Raw genomic sequence first — 15,054 nt, 5'->3', positions numbered from 1 at the left:
TCTCAGCCTTCGCTGATCTCGGCGCCGCCGTCCCAGATCCCGATGTGGACCACGACGAACTCGGCGGGGTAGGTGGGGCGCAGCGCGATCCTGATGTGCAGCCGGCCCAGCCGCTGCTCGTCCGGCGGGTTGAGCGCCTCGTCGATCCGCACCTCGAAGGCGTCGTCCGCGGTGGCGCCGAACAGCGCGCCGTCCTGCCACTGCCGGTGCAGGAAGGCGTTGAGCGCGCGCTTGAGCTTCTGCCACAGCTCCAGGTTGTTCGGCTCGAAGACCGCCCAGCCGATGCCCTGCTGGATCGACTCCTCCAGGAACAGGAACAGGCGGCGGACGCTGACGTACTGCCAGTTGAGGTCGTCGGCGATGGTCCTGGCGCCCATGAGCAGGGGCCGGCCGCCCTGCTGCACCCGGATGACGTTGATGCCCATCAGGTTGAGCTCGCCGTGCTCGGCGTCGATGAGGTTGCCGTTGGCCTGGATGTCGAGGGCGCCGTTGAGGTAGACGTTGGCGGGGGCCTTGAAGACCCCGGCGGTGTTGTCCACCCTGGCGATCGCGCCGCAGACGTGACCCGACGGCGGGACGAGCACCGGCGGACCGCCGTCGGCCGCCAGGACCTTGATCCACGGGTAGTACAGCGCCGCGTACCCCCGGGCCGAGCTCAGCGTGCGCCGCTGGGTGTCGATGCCCGCGGCCGATCCCGCGCCGAACGGCGGCAGGTCGCGGGCCTGCGGATCCAGCACGCCGAACCGGTCCATCAGCAGCTCGCAGTCCTCCACGATCCGGCGTTGCACCGCCAGCGTGTCGGCGTCCGGCAGGTCCGCCGCGTCGGGTACGGCCAGCAGGTTGACGTCGTCGATCGGCCGCAGGGCCGTCAGCGCGCGGAGGTAGTCGCCCGCGTCCAGGGTGCTCAGGTCCTCGTCCACGCCGTCCGCCAGATTCGTGCTCCCGGCCGCCGGGAAACCGTCCGCCGGAGCCGGATCGGCCGGCCGTACGACGACCGGGCCGCCGTTCACCAGCGGCAGGTAGTAGCGGGGGTGGGCCGGATCGAGCGCCAGGTCCCGGTAGACGGCCGAGCCGACGGTCATGGTGAACTCGCGGGAGCTCACCCCCGGCGCCGCCGCGGCCGGATCGAGGGTCAGCCCGTGCGCGACCCCCTGCCTGAGCGTGACGCCGTAGACCCAGGCCCCGGACTGCACCCGGCCTTCCTGCCGCACCTCCTGCGCGATCACCGTCTCGGTGACCGTGCCCTGGGTCACCGTCAGCGTGCTGCCGGGCACGAGCGCGCCCTCGGCGAGCTGCCCGGCGGCCTTGATCCGGATCGCCGTCGTGCCCGGTACGACGTCCGCCAGGGTGAGCGTGCCCGCGTCGTTCACCGCCGAGACCAGGTCCCGGTCCACGCGGAGCACGCCGCCGCCGATGCCGACCACCTGGACGCGCGGGTCCGTCTTCGGCCCGGTGAAGCGCACGTAGTCACCCACGCGGAAGCGCGCCGACTCCGCCGCCGTGTTGAGCGTGATCTGCCTGACCCCGGTGACTTTGCCCTGGGCCGACGGGCGGTACAGCTCCGCCCCTGACACCAGCGACGTGTGCTGCACCCGTACGGCGATGGCGTCGCCCGCCGTGCCCGGGGCCGCCGCCCTGACCTGGAACACCGGCTCACCGGCCGCGTTGTCGATCCCGGCGGAGGCGCAGGCGCCGTTGCTGACCCGGGTGACGTAGCAGACCTGCCCGCCGTTGTCGAAGAAGCCGCGTACGGCGTACCAGAGGTAGCGGCCGGGCAGCGGCAGGTCGCCGAACAGCCGCTGGAAGGTCTCCCAGCGGGTCACCTTCACCGGGACGTCGATCTCCCCGCGCGCGGCGGGACCCGCGAACGCCGCGGTCGAGGTGCCCACCCCCTGGATGGGCGGGGCCGGGGCGAACTCGTCGATGTAGACCCCGGGGTAGGAGGTGCGTACGGCCATCCGCTCGCCTTTCTCGCTCTTACTGGAATCGCAGGTCGTAGTGGCCATTCGGATCGGGTACGACGATCGGCCGGTCCACCGGGGGGTGGCCCGTCGCCGCCGCGTGCAGCCGGTAGCCGTCGCCCGGTGACACCCGGTCGAAGGCGAAGCGCCCGGCGGCGTCGGTGTGCGCCGTCCGGCCGGTGGGTTCGAGCTCCACCCGCGCGCCCGGCACCGGCGCCCCCGCCGCGTCGGTGACCTGGCCGCCGAACGCGACGTACGGCTCGCCGGCATGCCCGACCTCCACGCTCGCGACCGGATGCTCGGCCAGGGGAAAGCCCAGGTCCAGCTCGATCGTGACGGTGAGCTGGAAGGCCGGCCGGGGAGGGACGCCCATGGCGGCCCAGAAGTCCCCGTTGTGGTCGGCCGGGTCGAGCTGCGCCACCGCCGTGGGCAGCGGGTAGATCCGCTCCGGATCGGCCAGGGACCCCCGCAGGAAGCGCTCAGGCAGGGTCGGGAACCTGCCCAGCCAGGCCAGCGCCTGCCCCAGCAGCCGGTGCTCGGTGATCACCCGCTGCGCGCCCACCGGCCCCGGCACCCAGGTGGTCACCAGGTACGAGCAGTCCGCGCGCAACGGCGGCCGGCGCCGCACGTTGTCCCGCAGGATCGGCGCCGGATGCCGGAGCACCCGGTTCTCCTTGACCTCGTGCAGGAACAGGTTGACCGTCGCGGCCGGCGGGTGGAAGCCCCGGTCAGGCGCCTCGAAGCTCACGTCCGCGCCGTTCAGCTCCGGCAGCTCGGCCGCCGGCGCGTCGCTCAGCAGCACGGCCAGGGTCAGGTCGAGGTCATGGAACACGGCGTCCTCCCGGGCTCATGGCCGGCCGACCACGGTGGCCGTCGCGTGGATCGTGCCGGAGAGCTCGTGATGCAGGCCCTCCGGGATCGCGGCCACGAGCTGGCCGTTCTCCACGTGGTGATGGACGAGCTTGTCGCCCACGTACTTGGGGTCCCAGCCGTATTTCGCGGCGAGCTCCTTGGTGACGCGCCGGCCCTTCCCGATGAGCTTGAAATCCTCAGAAAAGAGCTCCTCGAACTTCCGCCAGAAGCGGCTCTCGCTGCGGAGGAAACCCATGCTGGTGGAGATCGGTCGGGTCTTCCCCGCCTTGTTGCGGAGGCGGCCGATCCAGGGCGCGTCGAGGAGCCGGTCGGCCGGGATGGCGATGCCGAGTTGCTTGCTGAGGTTCTTGGCCTGGGCGAGCGCCTTCGGCCGGAGACCCGGGTGCACCGGCTCGAACTCCGGATATTTGTTGCGCCGGGAGCCGGGCAACGCGCACGTCAGCTTGCTCTCGTGGCAGCCGCCGAGCAGCCGGGCGAAGAAGTCCTTCAGCTTCTCGACCAGGGCGCCGAGCCGCTCGCCGAACTCGCCCAGTTTGCCCTTGGCCGCGCCGGCCGTGCTCCTGATCCACTTGACCGCTGGTTCCAGGAGGCCGTGGACCTGCCGGAAGAGCGCCATGAAACCGCTGGCGATCTTGCCGCCGAGCCGCTGGAAGAAGGCGATGACCGGCTTGAGCGCGGCCTTCACCCCGGTCACCGCCGCGCCGCCGCCCGCGGTCAGCACGTCGAAGAGGACCTCCCAGAGCCCCTGTCCGAGCACGCTGCCGGTGGTCTCGCCCAGGGTCACCTCGCTGCCCGGCCGGTTGACCGCCTGGACGAGCTCCTCCGCGAGGTCGCCGGCCTTGCTCCTGACCAGGTCCTTGACCTTCGACCAGGCCGAGGAGAGCTCCTCCAGCACCCTGCCGGGGTGCTTCGCGTGCTCCCACGCCTGCGCGGCGATCGAGCCGGACTCGCTGACCAGGGTCTCCCAGGTCCCGCGCAGCTCCCGGAGGAGGTCCGCGACGGCGTCGGGGAACCCGCCGATGGTCCGGCCCACGTTCTCGACGAACGCCCAGATCCGCGGCATCGCCAGGACGACGTCGCGGATCATGACGAAGATGCCGAGCATGCCCTCGACGAAGAAGCCCTTGGCCACCCCCGTCAGGAAGGCCTTGTTGAACTCCGGGTTCCTGCCGGCCACGATCCCGGCGATCTTGTCCATCGCCCGGACCTTCTCCTCGGCCTTGACCCGCGGCGAGCGCAGCCGGGCGATGAACCCTTCGAGCCCCGTCCTGAACAGCGGCCACAGCACGCCCAGCATCGGATCGCTCGGCAGCTTGGCGACCACCATCGCGGCGCCTTCCAGCGCCCTGTCGACATAGGACGTCTTCTGCTCCGGCGACAGCCTCAGCCACAGCTCGCCCGCCAGCGCGGCCGGGCCACCCGTCAGCAGCGCCTGGCCCGCGTCGAACAGCGACAGCCCCTGCTCCGGAGCGCGCCGCACAGTGCCGCCCACAGTGCCGCGCACGGTGCCGCCCTGCTGGGCGACGTGCGCCAGCTCGTGGGCGAGCAGGAGGCGTCCCTGAACGGTCTCCGGGGCGTAGCGGCCGGTGCCGAAGACCACGTCGTGGCCCACGGTGTACGCCTTGGCCCGCAGCGACCTGGCCGCCGCGCCCGCCGCCGTCCCGGTGTGCACGCGCACACCCGCCAGGTCCACGCCCAGCCGCGGCTCGAAAAAGGCCCGGTCCACCGCCCGCAGCGGCTGCCCGCCCACCGGGATCACCACACTCGCGGTGCCGCCGCCGGGATCTCCTTCCACCGGGCGCCCGCCGGTGCCCCCTTCCGCCGATCGCCTCGCCTGGCAGCCCGAACACGGCCGGCCGTCGTCCGCGCAGCGGGAGCAGGAGCCCGCCACACGCATCGGCGGCCGGGACAACTCGGCCGAGCGCATCACCTCGGCCGCCACCCGGTCGGCGTCGCGCTCGGCCGGGTCGCCGGGCCGGCTGACGGCGAGCTTGGCCTGGACGAACCCGGCCATCGCCCGGTTGCTCAGCCCGGCCACGACCGCCGGCTCGGCCGGGCGCCCATGCGTCGGCTCGGCCGAGCGCCTGGCCACGGTGCGGGCGCGGTCACGCGTGCGGGTTCGCCTCGCGATCCGGCTTGTCGTCATCGTGGAACGCTCCAATGGCTCCGGGGGGTTTCCTGGCAGGGATGAGCAGTGCGGCCCACGCGCCCGCGACCGCGGCGAACGTGCCGAGTAGGACGGATGAACTCCCTAACGTCATGGCGAGGCCGAACCCGGCCCCGGCGGCCAGCAGATGCGCACCGACCAGCCGGGTGACGCGGATCCGGGGCCGGGCGGCGGACACGGTGAGCTGTCGCGCCCGGGCGGGGGTGGCGGCCTGGCCGGGCCGGAGCGGCAGCGGGGGAGCAGGGCCGGGGCGTACCAGGGTGCCGGCCTCGGCGGGCGCGGGCACCGGCCGATGGTCGAGCTCGGACAGCGCGGTCAGGACCCGCAGCGCCCACGGCGCGGGCGCTGCGGGACCGAGCCCGGCCAGCAGGTCACCGGGCGTGCCGGCCTCCGGAAGATCGCGTACGGCACCGCCGTAGGCCAGCTCCAGCACCTCCGTGACCCGGCAGGTGATCGCGAACGGGCGGTCCCGGCCGGACTGCGCCTCCCACTCCCGCTCCAGCAGGCCGAGCACGACGGCGTTCACGGCTGGAATCCGTTCACCGGCCGGCCGAGCTTCTGGTGCTCGCGGTGGGTGGCGTGCAGCAGGTGCCGGTCGCCGATCGGGCATCCTTCGGCGGCGGCCTGGTAGGCGGCCGACAGCACGATGTTCCTGATGTTGCCGCCGGTGAGCTTGAACTGCTCGGCGTAGGACTCCAGGTCGAGCCCGGGCTCGACCTCGGCTTGCGCCGGCAGGTGGCGGCGCCAGATCCGCAGCCGCTGGGCCCGGGTGGGCACGGGGAACTCGATGACGAAGCGCAGCCGGCGGGTGAAGGCGTCGTCCATGTTCTGTCGCAGGTTGCTGGCCAGGATCGCGACTCCGTCGTAGTCGTCCATCCGCTGCAGGAGGAAGGCGGTCTCGATGTTGGCGTAACGGTCGTGGGAGTCGCGGACCTCGGAGCGCTTGCCGTAGAGGGCGTCGCATTCGTCGAAGAAGAGGATGGCGCCGGATTCCTCGGCGGCGTCGAAGATGCGGCTGAGGTTCTTCTCGGTCTCGCCGACGTATTTGCTGACCACCGCGGACAGGTCGATCCGGTAGAGGTCGAGTCCGAGGTCGCCGGCGACGATCTCGGCCGCGCTGGTCTTGCCGGTGCCGGAGGGGCCGCTGAACAGGGCGGTCACGCCGCGTCCCGGGTTGGGTGCGCTGCCGAAGCCCCAGGTGCCGAGCACCTGGTCGCGGTGGCGTACGTGGGTGCACAGCTCGTGGAGTTGCTCGACCGTGTCGGCCGGCAGGACGAGGTCGTCCCAGCCGTGCCGGGGGAGGACCCGCTGGGCGAGCCGGGCCAGCAGGCGGCGGGCGGCCCGGCGGCCGGGGACCGTACGCTCGGTGAAGCCGTCCGGCGCGGCCCCCGTCCCCGCGACGAGCGTGGTGGCGCCACGTCCGGCGAGCGCGCGCAGGAACGCGCGCCGTGCGCCGGGGTCGTCGAGTTCGTCCACGTCGTCGACCAGGAACACGGCCTCGCGGAGCGCGGCTTCCAGCAGCGCGGCCTCCAGCGCCTGCGGCCAGCCGGCCTCCACGGCAGTGGCGACGTCCAGGATGAGCAGCGGTGCGCGTTCTGCGGCGGCGATGCCCAGCGCGACCTCACGTTTGGCCGGGCCGTCGGCGCCGGACAGGTAGACGTGCCGGCCCGGGGCGGGCTCCGCGGGCCGGTCGCCCGGATCGGCGAGCTCGCACCACGGAGGCAGCCCGCCCAGCCCGAGCAGGTGCCTGACGACGGGCTCGGCGACCTGGATCGGCTCGGCGAGCCGGCAGCGGGCCACCCTGAGCAGCCCATGGCGGACGAGGGGCGCGTCCGGGGCGAAGTGCTGCAGCCGGGCGAGCTTCTCCCCGGGGGAGGCCGACAGCAGCGTGAGCGCGAGGTCCACGGTCGGCCGCTGCCGGGAGACGTCGTCGTTCAGGAAGGCGTAGAGGCGCTCGTAGCGCAGATCCAGCTCGGGGGCCAGCGCGATGACCAGCACGCCCAGGTCGAAACCGGTGAGCTGGAACCTGGCGGCGAGCTCGGCGGGCCGGGAGCCGGGATCGAGCAGGTCCAGCAGCGAGCGCTCGTCCGGGGCGCGGAAGGGCAGCCGCGGCTGCAGCCGGACCAGCCGGGCGATCTCCTCGGGATCCAGGTAGAGGCCGCGGCGGGGATCGTGGTCGGTGCCATAGACCGCCATGACCGCCTCGACCGCGCGCCCGAGCAACCTGTCGAGCAGCCCCAACGCCGGCTCGAGCCCCTCGTGCAGACCCGTCATGCTTCAGGATGCTAGACAGGCCACGTCAGCCATATGTCACACCTGCGTCACCGTTCGTAGTCGTCGAGCCAGTCCTGCACGGCGGCGATCACCTGCTCCCGGCTGATCAGGTGGTAGACGTGACCGGGGTGCCGCGGATCGAGGGTCTCCATGACGCGATAGCCGTACGCGCCGGTCTCGGGGTCCGCGGAAAGGCTGATCATCAGGATGGCGCTGGGCGGGGGGTCCGATGGGTCCACCCGCCCAGCTCAAGCCGTAGCGCGTCACCGAAGTGTCAGCGGCGCATCAACGGCCTGACCATCGCGGTGAACGCGTCCGACGGTTCGATGGCCAGCTCGTCCCTGACAAGTGCCTGGAACGTTCCATAATGCCGGAGTGCCTCGTGGACGTTGTGCTCGGCCAGGTGCACCGCGACGATCGCCCGGTGCGCGCTCTCCCGCAGCGGCTCCAGGCGGGTGCAGTGCAGGGCGGCCTCCAGCGCGAGGGCGAACTGCCGCCGCTCCAGCAGGTGGGCGGCCATGGCATCCAGCGCGTGCAGGCGCAACTGCCGCAGCCGCTCGCGCTCGAACACCACCCACTCCTCCCCCCAGCCGGGCAGCAGCTCGCCGCCTTCGAGCATCGTGGCCAGGCAGTGGTCATCCGGGCTGTCGAGCGAGCGCAGCGCCCGCTCGGCGTAGGAGCGCACGTCCACGTGTACGGCGGAGGTCAGGGTGAGCACGCCCATGTTGCTGCCCACGATGCCCTCGTCGGCCTGGTGCAGCCGCCACAGGGTGGTGCGCAGGCTCCCGTGCGCGCGGTTTTCGGTGACATCGGGCCACAGGGTTCCGGCCACGACGCTACGGCTGACCGAACCACGCAACGCGAGCAGCGCTATCAGCCGCTGCCCGGTGGCCGACACGGCGATCGGACCGTCACCGCCACGGATGTGGAACCGATCCAGGAGCTGCAGATAGACGGGCACGTAGGGAGGATCGCCTGGTCACCGTGGTTTGGCAATAGCTTTAACCTCCCGGGTGACGGCGCGTCGCCGCGGCCCGCCCCGGCCCGCGGCGCCGACGCCCGGCGCACCCGCCCCGCGCGGCACCGGTCAGTCCCAGTAGTCCCCCTCGGGCAGCCGCACGTATGTGTCCGGTTCGGCGAGCGCGCGGGCGTTGACCGGGTGCAGGCCGGCGCCCGCGAAGCAGTAGGCCTCGGCGTGGCCGTCGTACAGGAATTTGAGCAGGATCTCCGCGGCCGAGTCGGTGGCGGACACCTCGCCGCCGCCCGCGGGCGTGTCCCAGTCGACGACCTCGCCGTCGCGGTAGAAGCAGCCCTGGTCACCGCTCTTGGCGTTGGCGTAGGTGCCGTAGGCGACCGTGCCCGCCGACAGCGCCGTCATGACGGCGGGAGCGGAGGCCATGTAGCCGAACTCCTGGCTGACGACGCAGCCGCCCGGCACGTCGGTCAAGCCGACGAACCGCATGGCCTCCTCGTCGAAGGGATCCTCCATGGCCTCTTCCAGCTCCTCCTCGTCGGCGGGTTCGGCGCCCAGGCGCCGGGCCGCCTCGGCGGCGCTGATGCCGTGGACGCAGGCGAGGCTGAAACCGTCGCCCTGGATGTCGCTCAGCACGCCGATCAGGCGTCCGGCTTCGGCCACGGCGGCGGCCTCTGCCTCGGTCAGGCTCGCGTGACCCGGCGGGAGCGGGAAGAACAGGCCGGGCGTGCGGCCCGCCAGGCTGAGCCGGCCGGGCGACCAGCCGTCCATCATGGGCCGCCACGGGTCCGCTCCGGCGGCGACCAGGGCGCGGGCGTTTTCCGGCCGGTCGTTGAACACCGCCACCCAGAGCGCCGTACGGCCTTCGTGCTCCGCGTCGACGTCGTCGACCCGGCGGGCCAGCTCGGCGACCACCTCCGGCGAGCCGCGCTCAGCCGCGGCGTGTAACGGGCGCTCATCGGGGAACTCCCCCTCGTTCGGGTCGGCGCCCGCGTCGAGCTTGGCCCGGACGAGAGCGAGGTCCTCCCACGAACGCCACGTGAAACCGGACCAGTCTGCGGTCATGACGACTCCTTCGAGATCATCTGCGGATCGAATGGGGGCCATCATGCCGGAGGCGAAGGACAATTTCCGGTTCGCCTGGGAGAGGAGCGGGCGCCGGGCTATGCGGTGGCGGCCGGAGTCTCGTCGGCCCGCAGCGCGGGAGCGTTGCGGAGGGTGACGTTGATGCGGTTCCAGGCGTTGATCGCCACGATCGTCATGAGGATCGCGGCCAGCGACTCCTCGTCGTAGTGGTCCGCCGCCGCGTTCCACACGGCGTCCGGGACGCCGTCGGGGTTGTCGGACAGGCGGGTGGCGGCCTCGGCGAGCGCCAGGGCGGCACGCTCCTCGTCGGAGAAGAACGCGGTGTCCCGCCAGGCCGCGACCGCGTGCACGCGCTGACCGGACACGCCGGCCGCCAGCGCCTCGCGGGCGTGCATGTCCACGCAGAAGCCGCACCCGTTGATCTGGCTGACCCGCAGCCGCAGCAGTTCGAGCGTGGCGCGCGGGACGGGGGCGGTGTCGAGGTACGCCTCCAGCGCGTGCATGGCCTTCAGGCCCTCGGCGGCGGGTGTGCGGAGGTTCATGCGCATCGGTGTTTCTCCATTCTGGTTGATCTGGACGATGGATATCCAGAATTCGGGCGAGCGGCAGGGCCGGCCGGGCCGGCGGTGTCGCTCAGGGGCGGCGACCGGCGAGCCAGTCGCGCGTGGACGCGGGTGTGCGGGGGGCGCGGCGCTCCACCGTCTCCTTGATGTCGGCGAGCGTCTGACCGGCCAGCTCCTTGCGCCAGGCCAGCTCCGCCTGGCGCATGGCCTGCGAGACGACGCACGCCTTGCGGTAGTCGACGCCGGCCCGGCCGCCGGGCCCCTTGCGCAGGACCTCCTCGCAGCGGAACGCCTCGCCCGGCCCCTCGATCGCCGTCACCACGTCGAGCAGCGTGATGTGCTCCGGCCGGCGGGCCAGCCGGAACCCGCCGCGCGGACCGGGGGTGGAGGTGAGGATGCCGGCCCGGGCGAGTGCCTGGAGCTGCTTGTTCAGGTAGGCCGTGGGCAGCTCGTAGAACGCCGCCAGCCGCGCGGCGGTCATCGCCTCGTCCGTCTCGACCCAGGTCAGGTTGAGGCAGGTGTGCAGGGCCCATTCCACGCCCTCGCTCATCCGCATGATCCTGGATACTAGCCATCCAGAATCAGGCCGCGCAACCGTGCTCGAAGCCGCCCACCGCTGCCCACAGTTGCGTACTTTCACGGCATCTTTCGCATATCCGCAAAAGGCTCACAAAGGCGAGTTGCGCTTGAGGAAAGACGCGTGCTGAGTAATGCTTGTGCATCGACGCCATCCACGTTGTCGCTCGCCTGGGGAGGCGGCTCGGCGAGCGCGAAGGGCATGGGGCACACGCCTACGGTGATGCGGGGGTCGGAGTGAGATCAGAGCATGCCCTGCGCTGGCTGCCTTTCACCGTCATGCTGGGTGTCGCCCTGATCGACCTGCTGGCCGAGCCCGAGCTGGCCTTCCTGCCGCTCCTCACCCTGGGCCCCACCTTCGCGTCGGTGTCCGGCAGTGTCCGCAGGACGGCCCTGGTGGGCGCGGTCGCGCTGGCCATCTGCGTGCCGCTCGCGTACAACAACGGGTCGCTGCTCAAATGGCAGAACAACCTCACCATCGTGACCATCATCGGGATCACCGTGGCCAGCATGATGGCCAGCCATCTGCGGTTGCGACGGGAGCGGGAGCTGGCCAGCGTGCGACTGGTCGCCGAGGCCGCCCAGCGCGTGCTGCTGCGGCCGGTTCCCCGGCGGGCGGGCGACTTACGGGTGGCGCTGTCCTACACCTCGGCGGCGGCCGAGGCCCAGATCGGCGGTGACCTGTACGAGGTCGTCACGACCCCGCACGGCGTACGGCTGCTGATCGGGGACGTCCAGGGCAACGGGCTGGCGGCGGTCGAGACGGCGGCCTGGGTGCTGGGCGCCTTCCGCGAGGCCGCCTACGACGAGCCCGACCTGGCCGACATCGGCGAGCGGCTGGAGGTGAGCCTGGCCAGGCACCTGGACGGGGAGCAGTTCGTCACCGCGATCGTCGCCGAGGTGCACGACGGCGAGATCTCACTCGTGAACTTCGGCCATCCGGCGCCGCTGCTGATCCGCCCGGACGGCGAGATCACCACCGTGGACCTGCCCGAGCACGGCCTGCCGCTCGGCCTGGGCGCGCTCGGCACGGGGGCGGTGAAGGCGCACCGGACCCCGTTCGGCAGCGGGGATCGCCTGCTGTTCTTCACCGACGGGGTCATCGAGGCGAGGAACTCCGTCGGCGCCTTCTACCCGCTGGCCGACCGCGCCCGCCTTCTCGGCCGGGAAGAACCCCAGGCCGCCCTGGACGCGCTGCGCGCCGACCTCGTCGCGCACGTCGGCGGTCCGCTGCTCGACGACGCGGCGATGCTCCTGCTGCACCGGCAGGACGCCTGACATCTCGCCGGGCTGTGTCGTCGGTTGAGTGACCACCGACACAGCAAGGAGATCAGCATGGAAGCCCGTCTGGACCATCGCAACATCCCGGTCTCGGGGAAGGTCGTGAAGCAGATCGTCGCCGCGTCCAGGACCGTGCACGATTCGACGCTGCCCGCCGCGATCCAGGAGCTGCTCGCACTCCGCATCAGCCAGATCAACGGCTGCGGCTTCTGCATCGACATGCACACCAAGGACGCGGCGCGGGCGGGGGAGTCTGCGCAGCGTCTTCATCTGGTCGCCGCCTGGCGGGAGGCGACGGTCTTCACCGAGGCGGAGCGGGCCGCCCTGGAGCTGGCCGAGCAGGGCACCCGGATCGCCGACGCGGCCGGGGGCGTGTCCGACGAGGTCTGGGCGAACGCGGCCAAGCACTACGACGAGGACCAGCTCGCCGCCCTGGTGTCGCTCGTCGCCGTGGTCAACGCCTTCAACCGCCTGAACGTCATTGTCCAGCAGCCCGCCGGCGACTACCGGCCCGGCCAGTGGGGATGAGGGACACCGATGCGCGGTCGGAGCCGGCGGCGCGGGTTCCGTACAAGGCCGATCAGCGCTCGGGGGCGCCGGGCGCAGGCGGATCCGAAAGGGCCTTCAGGACCTTCCGGATTTCGTCGACGACGAGCCCGGGCGTCTCCATCGGCACCATATGGCCACTGCCGTCGGCCCACACGTGCCTGCCCCGCGGAAGGGCTCCCGCCAACCGCTGGTGGCTTGCCGCGAGTTGCGCCCACATCCCCCGGGTGCGGTGTTTCCCGGTGGCGCCGGAGATGAGGGTGACGGGTACGTCCGGGAGCGCCTGCGCCGCGCTCACCAGCCGCAGCGCGCGGAAGCCGTCCGCGAGGTGCCGCGTTTCCGACTCGTGGGCCCGGAACGCGGCCGAGGAGAACTCCTCCCTGCGGATCTCACGGACCATGGCCGCCGGAAACTCCCGGTACAGGCGGCGGGTGGTCAGCAGCCCCAGCATTCCGGTCCTCGCCAGCGGAACGGTGAAGACCTTGTTGAGCAGCGCGCCGAGCCTGCTGAAAGCCCTGGCGTAGTAGAAGCCGCAGTCTTCGGACGCCTGGTCCACCAGCACCAGCCCGGCCACCAGGTCGGGCCTGCGGTAGGCGAGGGAGCGGCAGATCGGCCCGCCCAGACTGTGCCCGACCAGCACGCAGGGCCGCGCGCCGACGTACTCGACGAGATCCTCCAGGTCGTCGACGATCCGGTCCATGGCACGGGGCGCCGCGTCCGGCTCGCTGCGGCCGAATCCCGCGCGGTCGTAGGCGAGCGTGCCTGTGGTCTCCGCCACCTGCCCCTGCACCAGGCCCCAGGTGGTCCGCGAGCCGTTGCCCCCGGCCTCGAACAGGACGAGCGGCTCGCCGACCCCCGAAGTGACGTAGTGCAGCCGGCGGCCGTCGCGCGTGAGCGCGTGCGCTGACGTGCCGAAAGCGCTGCTGTCTGTCATGCTCGGCCTTCTTTCGGCCATTATGCCGCCCCCGGGTGGTTTCCTGCCGTGGCGAGGTCGTCGAAGTACCAGGCGATCGAGCACCCGGCGGCGGGGTCCGTACTCGGAGTCGGAGGCTGCCGCGGGGTGTCCGCGGGGCAGCCCCACTGGACCATGACCGCGCGGCTGCCGCAGTCGCGCGTGTACGCGTCGCCGCCCGGCCGGTGGGCCCTCATCCGCTGGGTCCGGTCGCACATGTCCTGCCCGGTGTAGACCACGCAGGCGGAGACGATGCCGCACGGCTCGAACAACCATCGGTCCGGCGGTTCGGGTGAGACCTCGCATCCCGCCAGGGCACCCCCTTCCGCGGACGCCGGGCATTCGACGGCGGTGCGGTGGTGCTGCGCTACGGAGGCCGCCTCGGCGGCTGGGACTGCGACGATCCCGGTCACCGAGACGAGCGCGGTCACGAAGATGGCGAGTCGTCTCACGACCCGTCAGCTCCTTTCCGTGTCCGAGGGAACCTGTGGTGCCATGGGGCACCGACTTGCAGTGTCATGGCCGGGGTGTTTCCGGGGCTAGATGAAGCGCGTTCATCCAGTCGGGCCTTCACGGACCGCTACGCGGGCCCCAGGGCTGCGGTTTCTGGTGCTCGTGGCCGGGCGTGGAGTCCGCCGGGCGGGCGGGCGCGAATAGGAAGGCACAGTTCACGTCAGGGGGCACGATCATGCAGGACAACACGTTACGGGGGCGGAGGGAGCGGCCGGTGCCGCCCGGTCCGCTTCAGGAGTTCGCTCAGGGGCTACGCGAGCTCCGGGCGGATGCCGGCAATCCGAGCTATCGGGCGATGGAGCGCAAGGCAGGATATTCCGCTTCCGCGCTCTCCGCCGCCGCGGCGGGGGACCGGCTGCCGAGCCTGGGGGTCACGCAGGCGTACGCGGGCGCGTGCGGTGGCGATCAGGACGAGTGGAGCAGGAGGTGGCACGAGGCCAAGGCGGAGCTGGACGTCGCCTGTGCCGTCACCATGGGTGGCGAGACCGATCGCGGGATCGGGGCGCCTCCGTCCACCGGCGCCGCTCAGCGGCTCCCGCGCCGCCGCGTGGTGCGGCTCTCGGTGAGCATCGCCGTGCTGGGGCTGGTCGGGCTGGTCACGGCCGGCGCGTTCGGTACGGACCTGCCGTCCTGGCCGGTCTCGGCGACGAAGGGCGCGGACACGAGTGCGGGCGGGACGCGGCAGGAGGTCCCGGCGGCGGGGTTGGGCTCGGCGGTGCAGAGTGCCCAGGCGGCCGAGGCCCGTACGAGCCCGGTCGAACCCGTGTTCACGGCGGTCGCCGGACCCTACTGCCCGCGTGACACCAGCCGTACCGTCCGGATGAGTGGCGTGCCGGGTCAGGACGGCTGGCGGGAGGACGAGGCGCCCGGCTGGACGGGCGACGGGTGCGGGAACGGCTTCCTGTTCTCCAACCTGACCTACGACCCGCAGTCCGCCGAACGCCCGCAGAACACGTTCCAGTGGCGGTTCACCACCGGGTTGCGCGGCCGGCACCAGTGCTTCGTCGAGGCGTACGTGGTCAAGGCCCGGCACGCCGCCCAGCGCGTCTGGTACACCGTCCGCGATGGCTTCGACGACGACGCCCGTACCGTCGCGGAGTTCACCCTCGACCAGGGCGCGCGGCAGGGCGCCTGGATCCCGACGCCGTTCCCCGTCGCGGTCACCAGCGGCATGGTCATGGTGGAGATCCGGGACAACGGCCTGGGGAACACCACGGGCGACCGGTCGATGGCGGCCGGCCCGGTCCGGCTCTCCTGCCTGTGACGAAGTGACCTGTCGCGGCTTTTCG

General features: G+C 72.2%; 15 protein-coding genes. 3 read left to right on the top strand and 12 right to left on the bottom strand.

Going from position 1 to position 15,054, the window contains the following annotated elements; genetic code table 11:
- Nucleotides 1-2: 2 nt before the first annotated feature.
- The 10 genes from BLS95_RS35220 to BLS95_RS35175 form a co-directional block, all read right to left on the bottom strand.
- On the bottom strand, nt 3-1,958 hold the full coding sequence (locus BLS95_RS35220) for a phage tail sheath family protein (RefSeq protein WP_176993556.1): 1,956 nt from the start codon (nt 1,956-1,958) through the stop codon (nt 3-5).
- Between the two features lie 19 nt (nt 1,959-1,977).
- Nucleotides 1,978-2,793, bottom strand: a complete 816-nt coding sequence (locus tag BLS95_RS35215) for a Pvc16 family protein (RefSeq protein ID WP_090941661.1) — start codon at nt 2,791-2,793, stop codon at nt 1,978-1,980.
- Between the two features lie 15 nt (nt 2,794-2,808).
- Nucleotides 2,809-4,980 carry an eCIS core domain-containing protein gene (locus BLS95_RS35210; RefSeq protein WP_090941659.1) on the bottom strand — a complete coding sequence of 724 codons (2,172 nt, stop codon included), beginning with the start codon at nt 4,978-4,980 and terminating at the stop codon, nt 2,809-2,811.
- A complete protein-coding gene (locus tag BLS95_RS35205) occupies nt 4,940-5,527 on the bottom strand; it encodes a hypothetical protein (protein ID WP_090941657.1) in 588 nt (195 codons plus the stop codon). The genes BLS95_RS35210 and BLS95_RS35205 overlap by 41 nt, the downstream gene beginning before the upstream one ends.
- Nucleotides 5,524-7,275, bottom strand: a complete 1,752-nt coding sequence (locus BLS95_RS35200; protein WP_090941655.1) for an ATP-binding protein — start codon at nt 7,273-7,275, stop codon at nt 5,524-5,526. Before BLS95_RS35200 ends, BLS95_RS35205 begins: the two co-directional genes overlap by 4 nt.
- Nucleotides 7,276-7,322: 47 nt before the next feature.
- A complete protein-coding gene (locus BLS95_RS35195; RefSeq protein ID WP_176993555.1) occupies nt 7,323-7,478 on the bottom strand; it encodes a hypothetical protein in 156 nt (51 codons plus the stop codon).
- Nucleotides 7,479-7,549: 71 nt separating this feature from the next.
- Nucleotides 7,550-8,236, bottom strand: coding sequence for an AfsR/SARP family transcriptional regulator (locus tag BLS95_RS35190; protein WP_090941653.1), 687 nt, complete (start codon nt 8,234-8,236; stop codon nt 7,550-7,552).
- 126 nt (nt 8,237-8,362) lie between these two features.
- Entirely contained in the window at nt 8,363-9,313 is a 951-nt protein-coding gene (locus tag BLS95_RS35185) for an ankyrin repeat domain-containing protein (protein WP_090941652.1), read from the bottom strand.
- Between the two features lie 98 nt (nt 9,314-9,411).
- Nucleotides 9,412-9,882, bottom strand: coding sequence for a carboxymuconolactone decarboxylase family protein (locus BLS95_RS35180; RefSeq protein ID WP_218136135.1), 471 nt, complete (start codon nt 9,880-9,882; stop codon nt 9,412-9,414).
- A gap of 85 nt (nt 9,883-9,967) precedes the next feature.
- Nucleotides 9,968-10,447, bottom strand: coding sequence for an RrF2 family transcriptional regulator (locus BLS95_RS35175; RefSeq protein WP_090941651.1), 480 nt, complete (start codon nt 10,445-10,447; stop codon nt 9,968-9,970).
- 263 nt (nt 10,448-10,710) lie between these two features.
- On the opposite strand from BLS95_RS35175, the gene BLS95_RS35170 reads away from it, so the two are divergent.
- The gene (locus BLS95_RS35170; RefSeq protein ID WP_245765477.1) at nt 10,711-11,751 is read left to right on the top strand and encodes a PP2C family protein-serine/threonine phosphatase; all 1,041 of its coding nucleotides are present in this window, start codon (nt 10,711-10,713) and stop codon (nt 11,749-11,751) included.
- A 57-nt stretch (nt 11,752-11,808) separates the two neighbouring features.
- On the top strand, nt 11,809-12,282 hold the full coding sequence (locus tag BLS95_RS35165) for a carboxymuconolactone decarboxylase family protein (protein ID WP_090941650.1): 474 nt from the start codon (nt 11,809-11,811) through the stop codon (nt 12,280-12,282).
- Between the two features lie 52 nt (nt 12,283-12,334).
- On the opposite strand, the gene BLS95_RS35160 is transcribed toward BLS95_RS35165, so the two are convergent.
- Nucleotides 12,335-13,234 carry an alpha/beta fold hydrolase gene (locus tag BLS95_RS35160; RefSeq protein WP_176993554.1) on the bottom strand — a complete coding sequence of 300 codons (900 nt, stop codon included), beginning with the start codon at nt 13,232-13,234 and terminating at the stop codon, nt 12,335-12,337.
- A gap of 20 nt (nt 13,235-13,254) precedes the next feature.
- A complete protein-coding gene (locus BLS95_RS56075) occupies nt 13,255-13,704 on the bottom strand; it encodes a hypothetical protein (protein ID WP_176993553.1) in 450 nt (149 codons plus the stop codon).
- Between the two features lie 236 nt (nt 13,705-13,940).
- Between BLS95_RS56075 and BLS95_RS35155 the strand changes: the two genes are divergently transcribed.
- A complete protein-coding gene (locus tag BLS95_RS35155) occupies nt 13,941-15,029 on the top strand; it encodes a helix-turn-helix domain-containing protein (RefSeq protein WP_090941648.1) in 1,089 nt (362 codons plus the stop codon).
- Nucleotides 15,030-15,054: the final 25 nt, after the last annotated feature.

Source organism: Nonomuraea jiangxiensis (genome assembly GCF_900099965.1).
In the GTDB taxonomy this organism is placed as follows: Bacteria; Actinomycetota; Actinomycetes; order Streptosporangiales; family Streptosporangiaceae; genus Nonomuraea; species Nonomuraea jiangxiensis.
Note: the sequence above shows the minus strand (reverse complement) of the source record. Positions and strands in the feature narration are given on the sequence as shown.